This window comes from Tepidimonas sp. HKU77 (genome assembly GCF_049728535.1).
GTDB lineage: Bacteria > Pseudomonadota > Gammaproteobacteria > Burkholderiales > Burkholderiaceae_C > Tepidimonas.
In genome coordinates this window covers 67,508-83,476 of the sequence record NZ_CP187300.1, presented here as the reverse complement: position 1 = coordinate 83,476, position 15,969 = coordinate 67,508, and the positions used below count along the sequence as shown (strand labels likewise).

The 15,969-nt window shown below is 67.1% G+C and carries 12 protein-coding genes; all 12 read left to right on the top strand.

Features of this window, described 5'->3' with window-relative positions:
• Nucleotides 1–10 precede the first annotated feature (10 nt).
• The 12 genes from ACPP3B_RS00340 (at nucleotide 11) to ACPP3B_RS00285 (ending at nucleotide 15,965) form a co-directional block, all read left to right on the top strand.
• On the top strand, nucleotides 11–1,303 hold the full coding sequence (locus ACPP3B_RS00340; protein ID WP_424859396.1) for a branched-chain amino acid ABC transporter permease: 1,293 nt from the start codon (nucleotides 11–13) through the stop codon (nucleotides 1,301–1,303).
• 1 nt (nucleotide 1,304) lies between these two features.
• A complete protein-coding gene (locus ACPP3B_RS00335; protein ID WP_424859395.1) occupies nucleotides 1,305–2,114 on the top strand; it encodes an ABC transporter ATP-binding protein in 810 nt (269 codons plus the stop codon).
• Nucleotides 2,115–2,148: 34 nt separating this feature from the next.
• Nucleotides 2,149–2,847, top strand: a complete 699-nt coding sequence (locus ACPP3B_RS00330; RefSeq protein WP_299021032.1) for an ABC transporter ATP-binding protein — start codon at nucleotides 2,149–2,151, stop codon at nucleotides 2,845–2,847.
• Nucleotides 2,848–2,968: 121 nt separating this feature from the next.
• Nucleotides 2,969–5,086: a 3-hydroxyacyl-CoA dehydrogenase NAD-binding domain-containing protein gene (locus tag ACPP3B_RS00325; protein ID WP_424859393.1), complete on the top strand. Its 2,118-nt coding sequence runs from the start codon at nucleotides 2,969–2,971 to the stop codon at nucleotides 5,084–5,086.
• A gap of 37 nt (nucleotides 5,087–5,123) precedes the next feature.
• On the top strand, nucleotides 5,124–6,299 hold the full coding sequence (locus ACPP3B_RS00320) for an acetyl-CoA C-acyltransferase (protein WP_314226473.1): 1,176 nt from the start codon (nucleotides 5,124–5,126) through the stop codon (nucleotides 6,297–6,299).
• Nucleotides 6,299–8,143 (top strand): acyl-CoA dehydrogenase, encoded by a 1,845-nt coding sequence (locus tag ACPP3B_RS00315; RefSeq protein WP_424859392.1) that lies wholly within the window; start codon nucleotides 6,299–6,301, stop codon nucleotides 8,141–8,143. Before ACPP3B_RS00320 ends, ACPP3B_RS00315 begins: the two co-directional genes overlap by 1 nt.
• A 45-nt stretch (nucleotides 8,144–8,188) precedes the next feature.
• Nucleotides 8,189–8,980, top strand: a complete 792-nt coding sequence (locus tag ACPP3B_RS00310; protein WP_424859391.1) for an SDR family oxidoreductase — start codon at nucleotides 8,189–8,191, stop codon at nucleotides 8,978–8,980.
• 53 nt (nucleotides 8,981–9,033) lie between these two features.
• Entirely contained in the window at nucleotides 9,034–10,050 is a 1,017-nt protein-coding gene (locus ACPP3B_RS00305; RefSeq protein ID WP_299020672.1) for an NADP-dependent oxidoreductase, read from the top strand.
• Between the two features lie 29 nt (nucleotides 10,051–10,079).
• A complete protein-coding gene (locus ACPP3B_RS00300; protein ID WP_424859390.1) occupies nucleotides 10,080–11,735 on the top strand; it encodes an isovaleryl-CoA dehydrogenase in 1,656 nt (551 codons plus the stop codon).
• 50 nt (nucleotides 11,736–11,785) lie between these two features.
• Nucleotides 11,786–12,694 (top strand): SDR family oxidoreductase, encoded by a 909-nt coding sequence (locus ACPP3B_RS00295; protein WP_424859389.1) that lies wholly within the window; start codon nucleotides 11,786–11,788, stop codon nucleotides 12,692–12,694.
• Between the two features lie 54 nt (nucleotides 12,695–12,748).
• Nucleotides 12,749–15,085, top strand: coding sequence for a Tex family protein (locus tag ACPP3B_RS00290; RefSeq protein ID WP_424859388.1), 2,337 nt, complete (start codon nucleotides 12,749–12,751; stop codon nucleotides 15,083–15,085).
• Nucleotides 15,086–15,137: 52 nt separating this feature from the next.
• Nucleotides 15,138–15,965 carry an HDOD domain-containing protein gene (locus tag ACPP3B_RS00285; RefSeq protein ID WP_424859387.1) on the top strand — a complete coding sequence of 276 codons (828 nt, stop codon included), beginning with the start codon at nucleotides 15,138–15,140 and terminating at the stop codon, nucleotides 15,963–15,965.
• Nucleotides 15,966–15,969 lie beyond the last annotated feature (4 nt).

Genomic DNA, 15,969 nt, shown 5'->3' with positions numbered 1-15,969 from the left:
CGACCAGACCATGAGCAAGGCGTACTATCAGTTCACTCCCTACAACGTCGGGCGCTGGGTCGTCTGGACCCTGTTCGCGCTGGTGTTGTTGGTGGCGCCGCAACTGTTCACCAGCAACTTGTCCATCAGCATGCTGGCGCAGATGGGCATCGCCATCATCGCTTGCCTGTCGTACAACCTGTTGCTCGGGCAGGGGGGCATGTTGAGCTTCGGGCACGCGGTCTACAGCGGCCTGGGTTCTTACGTCGCGATCCACGCACTGCTGATGGTGGGGCAGGGCACGCTGGCGGTGCCGGTGTCGTTGCTGCCCATGGTCGGCGGATTGGCGGGACTGTTCTTTGCCATGCTGTTTGGCTACGTCACGACGAAGAAGGCCGGCACCCCGTTTGCCATGATTACGCTTGGCGTGGGCGAGCTGGTGTTTGCGCTGTCGCTGATGTTTTCGGACTTCTTCGGTGGCGAGGCGGGCATCACCGCCAACCGGGTGGTGGGCGAGCCCGTGTTCGGCATCACGTATGGGCCAGCGGTGCAGGTGTATTACTTGATCGCGGTCTATACCTTCGTGTGCGTGGCGGCCATGTTCGCTTTCACGCGCACGCCGCTGGGGCGTATCCTCAACGCCGTGCGCGACAACCCGGAGCGCGTCGAGTTCATCGGCTACAACACGCAGGTCGTGCGCTATCTGGCGTTCATGATCTCGGGGTTTTTTGCCGGTATCGCCGGCGGTCTGGCGGCGATCCAGTTCGAAATCGTCACGGCCGAGGTGGTCGGCCCGCTGCGCTCGGGCGCGTATCTGCTGTTCACCTTCCTGGGCGGGGCGACGTTTTTCTTCGGGCCCATCATCGGTGGCGTGCTGATGGTGCTGGCGCTGGTGCTGCTGTCGGAGCTGACCAAGGCGTGGCTGCTGTACCTGGGGTTGGTGTTCATGTTCATGGTCATGTACGCGCCGGGTGGCATCGCCAGCCTGATCATGATGAACCTGCGCGTGGCGGCCTTCGGCCGGCTGCGCGAGCTGTGGGTGAGCTACTTGGCGCTGGGAGGGACGGGCTTGGTGGCGTTGCTGGGGGCGGGTGGCATCATCGAGATGATCTACCACCTGCAGCTCAACGCGGCGATCGGCCCGCAGGTTCAGTACCTGGGCGCTACGCTCGACACCGGATCGGCGCAGAGCTGGTTCGGCTCGGCGTTCGTGATGCTGACCGGCATTGGTCTGTTCGAGGTTGCGCGCCGGCGCTTCCGCGAGCACTGGAGCGACATCCAGGTCGATATCGAAAAGGAAATCAAGCGGCGGGAGATGGCCTGACATGTCCACCACACCCAACACTTCGGCATCGCACGACACCCCAGCGCTCGAATTGCGCGGTGTCTGCAAGCGCTTCGGCAAGACCGAGATCATCCGTGGTGTCGATCTGGCGGTGCGCGCGGGCGAGCGCGTCGCGGTCATCGGCCCCAACGGCGCGGGCAAATCGACCCTGTTCAACCTCATCAGCGGGCGCTTTGCGCCCACGAGCGGCGAGATCCTGCTCGGCGGGCGGCGCATCGACGGTAAAAAGCCATTCGAAATCAACCGGATGGGGTTGGCGCGCAGCTTTCAGATCACCAATATCTTCCCCAAGCTCAGCGTGTTCGAGAACCTGCGCTGTGGCGTGCTCTGGAGCCTGGGTTATCGCTACACGTTGTTCAAATTTCTGGCCGATCTGGACGACGCCAACGAGCGCACCGAGGACTTGCTCGAGCGCATCGGCTTGACCAAGAAACGCGACACCTTGGCCATGAATCTGACCTACGCCGAGCAGCGCGCGCTCGAGATCGGCATCACGATCGCGGGCGGGGCGCAGGTCATCCTGCTCGATGAGCCGACGGCGGGCATGAGCAAGAGCGAGACGCGGCGCTTCATCGAACTCATCCGCGAGGTGACGGAGGGCAAAACGCTGCTGACCGTCGAGCACGACATGGGGGTGGTGTTCGGCCTGGCGGATCGCATTGCCGTGGTGGTGTATGGCGAGGTGATCGCCTTCGACACCCCGGAGGCGGTCAAGGCCAACCCGCGTGTGCAGGAGGCGTATCTGGGCTCGGTGCTGGCCGAGCAGCAGGCGGCCGAAGCCGCGCATTGACGTTTCTCGTATCCCACCACATCTGCGCCACACCATGCTCGAGATCGACAACCTTCACGCCTTCTACGGCAAAAGCCACGTGCTGCACGGCGTGCATTTCCGGGTCGAACCCGGTCAGATTGTCGCGTTGCTGGGCCGCAACGGCTCCGGGCGCTCCACGACCGCCAAGGCCATCATGGGCTTGGTCGACGCCGAGGGCGACATCCGCTGGCAGGGACAGCGCATCACCGGGCTCAAGCCCTACGAGGTTGCGCACTTGGGGATCGGCTACGTGCCCGAGAGCCGCGACATCTTTCCGAAGCTCACCGTGCACCAGAACTTGATGCTGGGCCAGAAAAATCCCCGCAAATCCGGGCGCTGGAGCTTCGACGACATGTATGCGATGTTTCCGCGCCTCAAGGAGCGCCAGCACACCGAGGCGGGGGTGCTCTCGGGCGGGGAGCAGCAAATGCTGACGCTGTGCCGCTCGCTCATGGGCGATCCCGATCTCATCATCATCGACGAGCCGACCGAGGGGTTGGCGCCCAAGATCGTGGAGCTGGTGGCGCAGTATCTGCGTACCCTCAAAGCCAAGGGCGTCTCGGTGCTGTTGATCGAGCAAAAGCTCACCATCGCGCTGCAGATTTCCGACCGGGCGCTGGTCATGGGGCACGGCAGCATCGTTTTCGACGGCACGCCCGACGAGCTCAAAGCCAACCCCTATGTGCGCCGCGAGTGGTTGGAGGTGGGCTGAGCGCTACCGCGACAGACAAATACGCGACACCTGCCTATGGGCAATCGGCAGCGTGCACCCTAGAATCAAGACAAAATCGAACGACCGTTCACTTTTTCGTTATCGTTTTGCAGGAGGCATCATGACCGCTCATTACCAGGTCCACGGTGACGTGGCCGTCATCACGCTCGACAACCCGCCCGTCAACGGGTTGGGCTTGTCGACCCGCCAGGCCGTGGCCCAGGGGCTGGATCGGGCGATCGACGATCCGGCCGTGCGCGCCATTGTCGTGACCGGCGCCGGCAAGGCCTTCTCTGGCGGGGCTGACATCAAGGAGTTCGGTTCGCCCAAGGCCTACCAGGATCCGAACCTGCTCAGCCTCATCGGCGCGTTCGAACATTCACCCAAGCCGGTGGTGGCCGCCATCCACAGCGTGTGCATGGGCGGTGGGCTGGAGCTGGCGTTGGGGGCGCATTACCGCATCGCCGCCCCCGGCACCAAAGTGGCGCTGCCCGAGGTCAAGCTGGGTCTGATTCCCGGGGCGGGGGGCACGCAACGCCTGCCGCGCGTCATTGGCGTGGAGGCCGCGCTCAACATGATCGTCAGTGGTGAGCCCGTGCCCAGCGAGCTGTTGGCCACCATTCCGGGGCAAAAGCTGTTCGACAAGTTGGCGGCATCGGCCGAGACCCTGTTGGACGAGGCGCTGGCGTTGGCGCGTGAGGTGGCGCAGCGCCACGCGGACGGCGCCCCGCTGCCACGGGTGCGCGACCTGCCGTGTCGGCATCCGCAGGCCGAGGCGTATTTCCAGTTCGCCCGGAACATGGTCGGCGCGCAGACCAAGCACTATCCCGCGCCGCTGAAGTGCATCGACGCCGTGCAGGCGGCCACCACGCGCCGCTTCGACGATGGCATGGCGTTTGAGCGCGAGACGTTCGTCAACCTGATGAACACGCCCGTCAGCATCGCGCTGCGCTACCTGTTCGTGGCCGAGCGCGCCGCGGGCAAGATTGCCGACGTGCCGGAGGACACCCCCCAGCGCGAGATCCGCCAGGTCGCCATCATCGGCGCTGGCACGATGGGCACTGGCATCGCGATCAACTTTCTCAACATCGGCCTGCCCGTCACGCTGCTGGAGACCCAGCAGGCGGCGCTGGAGCGCGGGGTGGCGAACATTCGGTCGGTGTACGAAGGGCAAGTGAAGAAAGGCAAGCTCAAGCCCGAGCAGATGGAGCAGCGCCTGGGCCTGCTGCGCACGACACTGTCGTACGACGACATCCGCGAGGCAGACTTGGTGATCGAGGCGGTTTTCGAGGATTTGGAAGTCAAGCGCCAGGTGTTCGAGCGGCTCGACGCCGTCATGAAGCCGGGGGCGATCCTCGCCACGAACACGTCGACGCTGGACGTCAACAAGATCGCGTCGTTTACGAAGCGGCCGCAAGACGTCATCGGCACGCACTTCTTCAGCCCGGCGCACGTGATGAAGCTGCTGGAGGTGGTGCGCGGTGAGGCCACCGCCAAGGACGTGCTGGCCACCATCATGGCCCTGGGCAAAAAGATCAAGAAGACCTGCGTCGTCTCGGGGGTGTGCGATGGCTTCATCGGCAACCGCATGATCGAGCAGTACAGCCGGCAGGCCGGTTTTCTGCTGGAGGAGGGTTGCACGCCCGAGCAGGTGGATCGCGCCATCGAGCGCTTTGGCTTCGCGATGGGGCCCTTCCGCATGGGCGACCTGGCCGGCAATGACGTGGGGTGGTACATCCGCAAGCGTCGCTATGTCGAGAAACCGCACCTGCGCTACAGCAAGATTGCCGACCGCCTGTGCGAGATGGGGCGCTTTGGCCAAAAGACCGGGGCGGGGTGGTATGACTACCAGCCGGGCAAGCGTGACGCGATACCCAGCTCCGTCGTCAATCAAATGATCGAGGACTTTCGCCGCGAACAGGGCATCACCCCGCGCCAGATCAGCGACGAGGAGATCGTGCAGCGCCTGGTGTTCGCGCTGGTCAACGAGGGTGCGCACATCCTGGAGGAGAAGATCGCGGCGCGCGCCAGTGACATCGACATGGTGTACCTGACCGGCTACGGTTTTCCGGCCTGGCGCGGCGGGCCGATGCATTACGCCGAGCAATTCGGCTTGTTCAACGTGGTGCAGGCCATGAAGCGCTTTGCCAAGAACCCGCACGACGATGCCCAGTTCTGGCAGCCCGCCCCCCTCATCCAGCGCCTCGTCGCCGAAGGCAAGGGATTCGCTGCCGCCTGAGCCGTCGCCGCCATATACACGTTACCCAGGACCGAACATGAGCAACGCTGTCATCGTCTCTACCGCACGCACCCCCTTGGCCAAGAGCTGGAAGGGGTCCTTCAACATGACGCACGGTGCCACGCTGGGCGGTCACGTGGTGCGCGCCGCCATCGAGCGCGCGCGCCTGGACCCAGCCGAGGTCGAAGACGTCATCATGGGCTGCGCCAACCCGGAAGGGGCCACGGGCTGGAACATTGCGCGCCAGATCGCCTTGGCCGCAGGGTGCCCGGTCACGGTGTCGGGTCTGACCGTCAACCGGTTCTGCTCGTCGGGGTTGCAGACGATCGCCTTGGCTGCCCAGCGCATCATGGCAGGTGAGGGCGAGATCTATGTGGCCGGTGGGGTCGAGAGCATCTCGTGCGTACAAAACGAGATGAACAAGCACATGATGACCGACCCCGCGCTGCTGGAGCGCAAGCCCGAGATTTATTGGACCATGCTGCAGACCGCCGAGCAGGTGGCCAAGCGCTATCGTATCGGCCGCGACGCGATGGACGAGTACGGCGCGGCCAGTCAGCAAAAAGCCTGTGCAGCGGCGGCGGCCGGCAAGTTCGACGACGAGATCGTGCCGATCACGGTCACGGCTGGCATCTATGACAAGCAGCGTGGGCTCATCACGCAGCAGGTGACCGTGTCGCGTGACGAGGGGCTGCGAGAGGGTACCACCAAGGAAGCGATCGCCGCCATCAAGCCTGCGCTGCCCGGCGGCACTATCGCTGCCGGCAATGCGAGCCAGTTCTCCGACGGGGCGGGTGCGTGCGTCGTGATGGACGAAAAAGTGGCCGAGCGCAAGGGTTTGCAGCCGCTGGGGCGGTTTCTGGGCTTTGCCGTGGCGGGGTGCGAGCCCGACGAGATGGGCATCGGCCCCGTGTTTGCCGTGCCCAAGGTGTTGCAGCGGCTGGGCCTGACGGTGGATGACATCGATCTCTGGGAGCTCAACGAGGCGTTCGCGGTGCAGGTCCTCTACTGCCGCGACCGCCTGGGCATCCCGGCCGACCGCCTCAATGTCAACGGCGGCGCGATTGCGATTGGCCACCCGTACGGTGTGTCCGGGCAGCGCCTGACCGGGCATGCACTCATCGAAGGCAAGCGGCGTGGCGCCAAGCGGGTGTGCGTGACCATGTGTATCGGTGGCGGTATGGGCGCAGCTGGCGTGTTCGAGGTGCTGTGATGAACCCGGGTCTGCGCGCCACCATCGATTTTTTGCTCTACGACTGGTTGCGCGTGCAGGCCCTGACCGAGCGAGCGCGCCACGCCGAGCATACGCGCGAGACGTTCGATGCGGTGCTCGACACCTGCGAGCGCATCGCGCGTGAGAAGTACGCCCCCTTCAACCGCCTCGTCGATACCGAGGAGCCGCGCTTCGACGGCGAGCGGGTGGTGCTGCCCGCTGCGACACACGAGGCGTGGCAGGCCTATGCGGCCAGCGGCATGCTGAGCGCGTCGCAGGACTACGACGTGGGCGGCATGCAGCTGCCCTACACGATCGAGGCGGCGGGCAATGCGTTTTTTGCCGCGGCTTCGGTCAGTATCGGCGCGGGCATGCTCACGGTGGGCAACGCGAACCTGTTGATGGCGCACGGCACCGAGGCACAGCGCCGCGCGTTTGCGCAGCCTGAGCTGCAAGGGCGGTTTGCGGGCACCATGTGCCTGAGCGAGCCGCAGGCCGGCTCTAGCCTGAGCGATATCGCGACCCGGGCCGTCCCCGACGGCGACGATTTCGAGAGCGATCCCCTGGGGCCCCGCTACCGCTTGCGCGGCAACAAGATGTGGATCTCGGCCGGCGAGCACGAGCTAACCGACAACATCGTTCACCTGGTGCTGGCCAAGATTCCGGGGGCTGACGGTCGGCTGCCGCCCGGCGTCAAGGGGATTTCGCTGTTCATCGTGCCCAAGTGGCTGGTGGACACGCAAGGCCGACTGACCGGCGAGCGCAACGATGTGGCGCTGGCGGGTCTCAACCACAAGTGCGGCTGGCGCGGTACACCCAACACGCTGCTCAACTTTGGCGAGGGGCGCTACCCGGTGCGTGCCCCCGGGCTGGATGGGCGCGGCGCGGGCGCCATCGGCTACCGGGTGGGCGCGCCCGGCGACGGCTTGCGCTGTATGTTTCACATGATGAACGAGGCGCGCATCGGCGTTGGCATGGCCGCCACCATGTTGGGTATGGCGGGCTATCTGGCCAGCCTCGACTACGCGCGCACGCGGCTGCAGGGGCGCTTGCCGGGTCCCGCGGGCAAGGACCCTGCTCAGCCGCCGGTGCGCATCATCGAGCACGCCGACGTCAAACGCATGCTGCTGGCGCAAAAGGCGTACTGCGAGGGGGCGCTGGCGTTGGCGCTGTATTGCGCCCGGCTGGTCGACGAGCAGCGCACGGGCGACGCGCGAGCAGCCGACGACGCGCGCTTGCTGCTCGAGGTGCTCACGCCGATCGCCAAGAGCTGGCCCAGCGAATGGTGCTTGGAGGCCAACAGCTTGGCCATCCAGGTGCACGGCGGCTATGGCTACACGCGCGACTTTCCGGTCGAGCAATACTGGCGCGACAACCGCCTCAACATGATCCACGAAGGCACGCATGGCATCCAGGCCCTGGATTTGCTGGGCCGCAAGGTGCGCGTGGAGGATGGCCGTGGCTTGTCGCTGCTGGCGCAGCGGATGCAGACCACCGTGGCGCGCGCCCGTGCCGTGCCCACGCTGGCGGCGCACGCGCAGGCGCTGGCGCGGGCCATTGACGAGGTGGCCGACGCCACGCGCGCTGCCTGGGCCGATGGCGATCCGGTCGCCGCGCTGGCCAATGCCGTGCCGTACCTGCAGGCCTTGGGGCACACGGTGCTGGCGTGGATCTGGCTGGACGTGGCGCTGGCGGCGGTCGGCCGCGACGACGCCGCCAGCCGCGGGCGCTTGCAGGCGTGCCGCTACTTTTTTCATTACGAACTGCCCAAGATCGGGCCGTGGCTGCAGGTGGTGCGCACGCGCGACAGCACCTGCGCCGAGATGCCCGAAGACGCTTTCTGAGCCTGGTGGGCCGCGCACGTGGCCCCCGTTTCGAGGAGATACCGCATGACCCGCAGCATCACACAACTGTTCGACCTGACGGGGCGCACCGCGCTCGTGACCGGGGGCTCGCGCGGCCTGGGCCTGCAAATCGCCCAAGCGCTGGGCGAGGCGGGCGCCAAGCTGATGCTGACCGCGCGCAAAGCCGATGAGCTGGAAGGCGCGGTGCAGCAGCTGCAGGCGCAGGGCATCGATGCCCGCTGGATGGCAGCCGACTGCGCGCGCGAGGAGGATATCCAGCGCTTGGTCAGTGAGACCCTGCAGCGCCTGGGCGACATCGATATCCTGGTCAACAACGCCGGGGCGGCTTGGGGGGCGCCGGCCGAAGACCACCCGCTGGAGGCCTGGGACAAGGTCATGAACCTCAATATCCGTGGCTACTTCCTGCTCAGCCAGGCAGTGGGTAAGCACAGCATGATCGCGCGGCGGCGGGGCAGTATCGTCAACGTCGCCTCTATCGCCGGGCTGGGCGGCAACCCGCCCGAGATGAAAACCATCGCCTACAACACGTCCAAGGGCGCGGTGATCAACTTCACGCGCGCGCTGGCGGCGGAGTGGGGGCCCTACGGCATCCGCGTCAACGCCATCTGCCCTGGCTTCTTTCCCAGCAAGATGACGCGCGGCACCCTGCAGGCGATGGGCGAGGAACGGCTGGCCGCGCACGCGCCCCTGCGCCGCTTGGGTGACGATGAGGACCTCAAGGGGGCCGCAGTGCTGTTTGCGTCCGACGCGGGCAAACACATCACGGGTCAGTGGCTCGCGGTCGATGGCGGGGTCAGCGCCGTCATCGGTGGTTGAAAGGGCGCCGGGCGCTCATCGGTCCTTGCATCGTTTTACCTGGAGCCAAGTCCATGCCGTCGAACAAGCAGATTCTTCTGGTCAGCCGCCCCCAGGGCGAGGCCAGCCTCGAAAACTTTCGTCTCGTTGAGACGCAAATCCCCGCGCTGTCGGAGGGCCAGGTGCTGGTGCGCCACCATTATCTGAGCCTGGACCCTTACATGCGCGGGCGCATGAACGAGGGCAAAAGCTACGCCGCTCCCCAGCCGCTAGGCGAAGTGATGATTGGCGGCACGGTCGGTCAGGTGGTGGAGAGCCGCCACCCGCGCTACGCCCCGGGCGACTGGGTGGTTGGCATGGGTGGTTGGCAGGAGTACAGCGTGGTCGATGCCGACCAGCCGGGTGCGTTGCGCAAGGTGGATGTCTCGCGCATTCCGCCCAGCCATTACCTGGGCGCGGTGGGCATGCCGGGGGTGACGGCGTGGTACGGCCTGGTCAAAATCATCGAGCCCAAGCCTGGCCAGACCATAACGGTCAGCGCGGCTGCCGGTGCGGTGGGCAGCGCCGTGGGCGTGCTGGCCAAGCAGCGCGGCTGCCGCGTGGTGGGCATCGCGGGCGGCCCCGACAAGTGCGCCTACGTGCGCGACGAGCTGGGCTTCGACGACTGTGTCGACTACCGCCAGTACCCCGACTTGCGCTCGCTGGCGGCGGCGCTCAAAGCGGCCTGCCCGAACGGCATCGACGGTCACTTCGAGAACGTCGGCGGCACGGTTTTGGACGCGGTCATGCTGCGCGCCAACGCCTTTTCTCGCGTGGCCATGTGCGGCATGATCGCGGGCTATGACGGCCAGCCCCTGCCGATGCTCAACCCGTCGCTCATCCTCGTCAACCGCATGCGCATCGAGGGTTTCATCGTCAGCGAGCACATGGAGGTCTGGCCGCAGGCGCTGGCCGAACTGGGCGAGCTGGTCGGCAGCGGACGTTTCCGCCCCCGCGAGACCATCGCGCAAGGCATCGAAGCCGCCCCCGAGGCGTTCTTGGGTTTGCTCAAGGGGCGCAACTTCGGCAAGCAGCTCGTCAAGCTGGTTTGAGAGCGTCTCGCGCTTGCCCGGAGAATGCCATGCCCATCGTCACGCACGAGGTGTTCAACCAGCCCGAGCCGCTGGTCGACGTCAACCTGTTCGAGGCGAATCGCCCGCTGCAGGACGCATTGCGCTTCCATGCGCCAGAGCTCGACACCTCGGGCTTGCACGCGCTGGGCGCCCTCGTGGGGACGGCCGAGATGCAAAGGCACGCGCGCCTGGCCAATGTCCATGCGCCACAGCTGCGCAGCCACGATCGCTTCGGTCGGCGCATCGACGAGGTGGAGTTTCACCCGAGCTACCATGATTTGATGCGCGCCGCGACCGCCGCGGGCCTGCACGGCACGCCCTTTGCGCCCGAACAACAGGCGAGCGGTCATGCGCACCTGCAGCGCGCCGCCGCCTTCATGCTGTTTACCGAGCTCGAGCCCTCGGTGCTGTGTCCCATCTCCATGACCTATGCGGTTACCCCCGCGCTCAAAGACAACCCGGCCATCTACCGTGACTGGTCGGCGCAGCTCACGAGCCGCGCCTACGACCCCCGGCTGGTCCTCTGGCGCGACAAAGCCGGCGTCACCATGGGCATGGGCATGACGGAAAAGCAAGGCGGCTCGGACGTGCGCGCCAACACCACGCAAGCCGTCCCCGCGGGCGAGGACGGATGGGGCCGGCGCTACACCGTGACCGGGCACAAGTGGTTTTTCTCCGCGCCCATGTGCGACGCCTTCCTGATCCTCGCGCAGACAGCCAGTGGCCTGTCGTGCCTCTTTCTGCCGCGTATCCTGCCCGACGGCACGCGCAACGCGCTGCAGATCCAGCGCCTCAAGGACAAGCTCGGTAACAAGGCCAATGCCAGCTCCGAAGTCGAGTTTGCCGGCGCGACGGCCTGGCTGGTCGGCGAAGAAGGGCGGGGCGTGCCGCAGATCCTGGCCATGGGGACGCTGACGCGGCTCGATTGCGCGCTCGGCACCAGCGGCCTGATGCGGCAGGCGCTCTCGCTCGCTTTGGACCACACGCGCCAGCGCATGGCCTTCGGCAAGCCCCTGATCGAGCAGCCGCTGATGCGCAACGTGCTCGCCGACCTCGCGCTCGAGTCGGAGGCTGCGACGGCACTGGCTTTGCGTCTTGCGCGCAGCTTCGACCGCTCGATCAGCGACGAGCACGAGCGCGTGATCCAGCGCCTGCTGACCCCCATTGCCAAGTTCTGGATCTGCAAGCGCGGCAGCGCCTTTGCTCAAGAGGCCATGGAATGTCTGGGTGGCAATGGCTATGTGGAAGAGGGTGGCGAGGGCATCATGGCCCGCATCTACCGCGAGATGCCCGTCAACAGCATCTGGGAAGGCGCGGGCAACATCATGGCGCTCGACCTGCTGCGCGCGGTGCGCAAGGCGGATGCCGCCGCGGCGCTCGCGCAGGAACTGGCTCCGGCTCGAGGCATGCATCCCGCGCTCGACCAGCTTGCCGCGAGCTTGCCCACCCGCGTGGAGATGATGGCCAACGAGGTGGAGGCCCGTCGCCTCGCGCAAGACGTGGCGCTCGCCGTGCAGGCGGCCCTGCTCGTGCAGACCGCACCGGGGGAGGTTTTTCGCGCGTTTTGTGACTCGCGCTTGGCAGGGGATTGGGGCGGCAGCTTTGGCACCTTGCCCAGCGGCACGGACTTTGCGGCCATCCTCGAGCGCGCTCGCCCGCGTTGATGGCGCCGCCGGGCCGACGTATCACCGAACGCCCTCAGGAGAATGTGCCGATGATGCGAGATTTCAAGGACAAAACGGCCGTCGTGACCGGTGCTGGATCGGGTCTCGGGCTCGAAGTCGCCCGTCTGGCAGCATTGCGGGGCATGAAGCTCGTGCTGGTGGATGTCCAGGCCGACGCGCTCGATGCCGCGGCGCAAGAACTGGGCGCGCAGGGCACCGACGTGCTCGCGCGGCGCGTGGATGTGTCCGACGGCGCGCAGATGGAGGCGTTGGCGGATGCCGTGCGCGAGCGCTTCGGCGCCCCGCATCTCGTATTCAACAACGCGGGCGTGGCGGCAGGCGGTCTGGTGTGGGAAAACACCGTGGCCGACTGGCAGTGGGTACTGGGCGTCAACCTGTGGGGGGTGATCCACGGGGTGCGCCTGTTCACCCCGATGATGTTGGCGGCGGCGAGCGCCGATCCGCACTGGCGCGGGCACATCGTCAATACGGCCAGCATGGCCGGGTTGCTGACGCCGCCCAACATGGGCGTGTACAACGTCAGCAAGCACGCGGTGGTCGCCTTGACCGAAACGTTGTACCAGGACTTGCGACTCGTGACCGATCAGATCAGCGCCAGCGTGCTGTGCCCGTACTTCGTGCCCACCGGTATCAGCCAGAGTCAGCGCAACCGTCCTGCCGAGCTGCCGCCTGCCGCGCCCACGCGCAGCCAGCTCATCGGCCAGGCCATGAGCGAAAAGGCCGTCAGCAGCGGCAAAGTAACGGCAGCCGAAGTGGCGCAGCGTGTGTTCGATGCGATGGAGCAGGGTCGCTTCTACATCTACAGCCACCCGCACGCGCTGGCACCCGTGGCGGCCCGCATGCAGGCCATCGTCGAGGGGCGCGAGCCGCCCGACCCGTTTGCCGACCGGCCGGAGGTGGGCGCGCAGCTGCGTGCTGCCCTGCGTGCGATGGGTTGAGGGCGCCGGGTCCTGTGGCACACTCCCGCGCTCACGGACAACCCATGCCCATCCATGACGACGATCGTGCAACGCATCGCCGACGAGCTCGGCGTGTGCGCCGCCCAGGTGCAGGCCGCGGTGGACCTGCTCGATGGCGGTGCCACCGTTCCCTTCATCGCACGCTACCGCAAAGAGGCCACCGGCGGCCTGGACGACACGCAGCTGCGCCAGCTCGAGCAGCGCCTGGCCTACCTACGTGAGTTGGAGGACCGGCGCGCGGCCATCCTGCGCAGCATCGAGGAGCAGGGCAAGCTCACCCCCGCCCTGCGCGCCGCCATCGAGGCGGCACCGACCAAGCAGGACTTGGAGGACCTGTACCTGCCCTACAAGCCCAAGCGCCGCACCAAGGCGCAAATCGCGCGCGAAGCGGGCCTGGAGCCGTTGGCTGACGCCCTGTGGGCCGACCCCACGCTCGACCCGCAGGCGGCCGCTCAGGCTTACGTCAAACCCGCGCCGGGCGAGGAGGGCGGCGACTTCACCACGATGGCCGCGGTGCTGGATGGTGCGCGCGACATCTTGAGCGAGCGCTGGGCAGAGGATCCGGCCGTTGTGCAGCCCCTGCGCGAGTGGCTGTGGCAGGAGGGGTTGCTGCGCAGCCGCCGCATCGACGCGCGCAACCCCAACGACCCCGAGGTGGCCAAGTTTCGCGATTATTTCGAGCACGACGAGCCGATCGCGCGTGTGCCGTCGCACCGGGCGCTGGCCATGTTTCGCGGGCGGACGCAGGAGGTGTTGGACCTGCGCCTGGCGCAGCCGCAAGAGCCCGAACCCGGCCAGCCGTCGCTGGCCGAGGGCCGATTGGCCCGGCTGCTGGGCTGGTCGCACCAAGGGCGCGCCGCGGATGACTGGCTGCGCCGTTGCGTGGCTTGGACCTGGCGCGTCAAGTTAAGCCTGTCGATCGAACGCGACTTGTTTGCCCGCTTGCGCGAGGCGGCCGAGGCGGTGGCGATCCAGGTGTTTGGTGCCAATGTGCGCGACCTGCTGTTGGCCGCCCCGGCCGGGCCGCGGCCGACCATGGGCCTGGATCCCGGCATTCGCACCGGCGTCAAGGTGGCCGTGGTCGATGCCACGGGCAAGGTGGTGGACACGGCCACCGTCTATCCGTTCGAGCCCCGGCGCGATGTCGAGGGGGCATTGGCGACGCTGGCCGCGTTGGTGCTGCGGCATGGGGTGGAGCTGATCGCGATCGGCAACGGCACCGCGAGCCGCGAGACGGACCGTCTGGTGGGCGAGCTGCAGCAGCGGCTGCGTGCCCGCGACGCCCAGCGCGTGCCGCAAAAGGTCGTGGTCAGCGAGGCGGGGGCGTCGGTCTACAGCGCTAGCGAAGTCGCCGCGCAGGAGTTGCCCGAGCTGGACGTGAGTCTGCGCGGCGCGGTCAGCATCGCGCGCCGACTGCAAGACCCGCTGGCCGAGCTCGTCAAGATCGACCCCAAGAGCATTGGCGTGGGGCAGTACCAGCACGACGTGAACCAAGCGGCGCTGGCGCGCACGCTGGACGCGGTGGTGGAAGATTGCGTGAACGCGGTGGGGGTGGATCTCAACACCGCGAGCGTGCCCCTGCTGGCCCGCGTGGCGGGCCTGTCGCCCGCGACCGCGCGGGCGCTGGTGCGCTGGCGCGATGCGCACGGGGCGTTTCGCCATCGACGGCAGCTGTTGGAGGTCACGGGCATCGGCCCCAAGACGTTCGAGCAATGCGCCGGGTTTTTGCGCATCCGTGGCGGAGACGATCCGCTGGACATGACCGGTGTGCACCCGGAGACGTACCCGGTGGTCCAACGCATCCTGGCGGCGGCCGGCCAGCCGATCGAGGCCGTGATGGGCAAGCCCGAGGTGCTGCGCGCGCTGCGCCCGGAAAGCTTGGCTGACGAGCGCTTCGGGCCCGTGACCGTGCGTGACATCCTGGCCGAGCTGGAAAAGCCCGGGCGTGACCCGCGCCCAACGTTTCGCGTGGCGCAGTTCGACGAGGCGGTGCACAGTCTCGACGACCTGCGGCCCGGCATGGTGCTGGAGGGTACGGTGACCAACGTGGCGCAGTTCGGTGCCTTCGTCGACATCGGCGTGCACCAGGATGGTCTGGTGCACGTCAGCCAACTGGCCAACCGCTATGTGGCCGACGCGCGCGAGGTCGTCAAGGCCGGCGACATCGTGCGCGTCAAGGTGTTGGAAGTGGACGTGGCGCGCCGGCGCATCGGGTTGACGATGCGGTTGGACGCGTCGCCCGCGGTCGATGGCGGGATGCGCCCGCGCGTGCAGGCGGGTGCCGCGCGCGCCGGTCGCCCGCGGCAGGAGGCGCCCGCCCCCACCGCGATGGCCAGTGCGTTTGCCAAGTGGCAGGCGCAGCGGCGCTGAATTGTCGCGACAGGGGCGGACAGCCGGGGCGAGGGCCGATAAACTGTGCGCCATGACACTGGACGAACTGCTGCAACAGGCCAAGGCCATCCCGAGCATTCCGCGCGTCGTCTCCGAGGTCACGGCCGAGCTGGACCGGGACGAGCCAGATGCGCGCCGAATCGCGGAACTGGTGGCCACCGACCCCGGGCTGACGGCGCGGCTGCTCAAGCTGGCCAATTCGGCGTTCTTTGGGCTGACGCGCCAAATCGACAGCGTGGGCGAGGCCATCACCGTGCTGGGCTTCAACCACCTGCGCACGCTGGTGCAGGCGGTCGCGCTCGGGGCCAGTTTCAAGAGCGTGCCGGGCGTCAACTTGGAGCAGTTTTGGCGCTACAGCCTCAACACCGCCAAGATCTGCCGGCCGCTGGCGCGCAGCCTGAAGCTGCCCGACGGCGCGGCCTTCACCGCCGGCTTGGTGCATGCGGTGGGCGATCTGGTCATGCACATCGGAATGCCCGACGTGGTGGCCAAGATCGATTGGCGGGTGTCGCCGTTCGACATGAAGCGTGCCGAGGTCGAGCGCTCGGTGTTGGGCTACACCTACGCGGATGTCAGTGCGGCGTTTGCGCAGCGCTGGGACTTTCCGGACGTCATCGTGACGGCGCTGCGGCATCAGTTGGTGCCGTTCGAGGGGGATCTGTACGAGCCGCTCGCCGGGGTGGTGCACATGGCGTCGTGGCGCGCCCGTGCGCAAGAGATGAACATGGATCGCGATGCCATGGCCGCCACCTTTCCGGACGTGGTGGCCCTCCTGCTGGGGCTGGACTTGCAGACCGTGCTCGACAAAGACCCGCAGGAGTGGGCCTCTGCGGGCGAGCTGGCGGCCTTTTTGCACTGACGTC

What these genes read in the sequence shown, in the direction of transcription:
- ACPP3B_RS00285 (WP_424859387.1), top strand. Translation starts at nt 15,138, where the DNA reads ATGACACTGGACGAACTGCTGCAACAGGCCAAGGCCATCCCGAGCATT.
- ACPP3B_RS00300 (WP_424859390.1), top strand. Translation starts at nt 10,080, where the DNA reads ATGCCCATCGTCACGCACGAGGTGTTCAACCAGCCCGAGCCGCTGGTC.
- ACPP3B_RS00325 (WP_424859393.1), top strand. Translation starts at nt 2,969, where the DNA reads ATGACCGCTCATTACCAGGTCCACGGTGACGTGGCCGTCATCACGCTC.
- ACPP3B_RS00315 (WP_424859392.1), top strand. Translation starts at nt 6,299, where the DNA reads ATGAACCCGGGTCTGCGCGCCACCATCGATTTTTTGCTCTACGACTGG.
- ACPP3B_RS00295 (WP_424859389.1), top strand. Translation starts at nt 11,786, where the DNA reads ATGATGCGAGATTTCAAGGACAAAACGGCCGTCGTGACCGGTGCTGGA.
- ACPP3B_RS00340 (WP_424859396.1), top strand. Translation starts at nt 11, where the DNA reads ATGAGCAAGGCGTACTATCAGTTCACTCCCTACAACGTCGGGCGCTGG.
- ACPP3B_RS00330 (WP_299021032.1), top strand. Translation starts at nt 2,149, where the DNA reads ATGCTCGAGATCGACAACCTTCACGCCTTCTACGGCAAAAGCCACGTG.
- ACPP3B_RS00320 (WP_314226473.1), top strand. Translation starts at nt 5,124, where the DNA reads ATGAGCAACGCTGTCATCGTCTCTACCGCACGCACCCCCTTGGCCAAG.
- ACPP3B_RS00305 (WP_299020672.1), top strand. Translation starts at nt 9,034, where the DNA reads ATGCCGTCGAACAAGCAGATTCTTCTGGTCAGCCGCCCCCAGGGCGAG.
- ACPP3B_RS00310 (WP_424859391.1), top strand. Translation starts at nt 8,189, where the DNA reads ATGACCCGCAGCATCACACAACTGTTCGACCTGACGGGGCGCACCGCG.
- ACPP3B_RS00335 (WP_424859395.1), top strand. Translation starts at nt 1,305, where the DNA reads ATGTCCACCACACCCAACACTTCGGCATCGCACGACACCCCAGCGCTC.
- ACPP3B_RS00290 (WP_424859388.1), top strand. Translation starts at nt 12,749, where the DNA reads ATGACGACGATCGTGCAACGCATCGCCGACGAGCTCGGCGTGTGCGCC.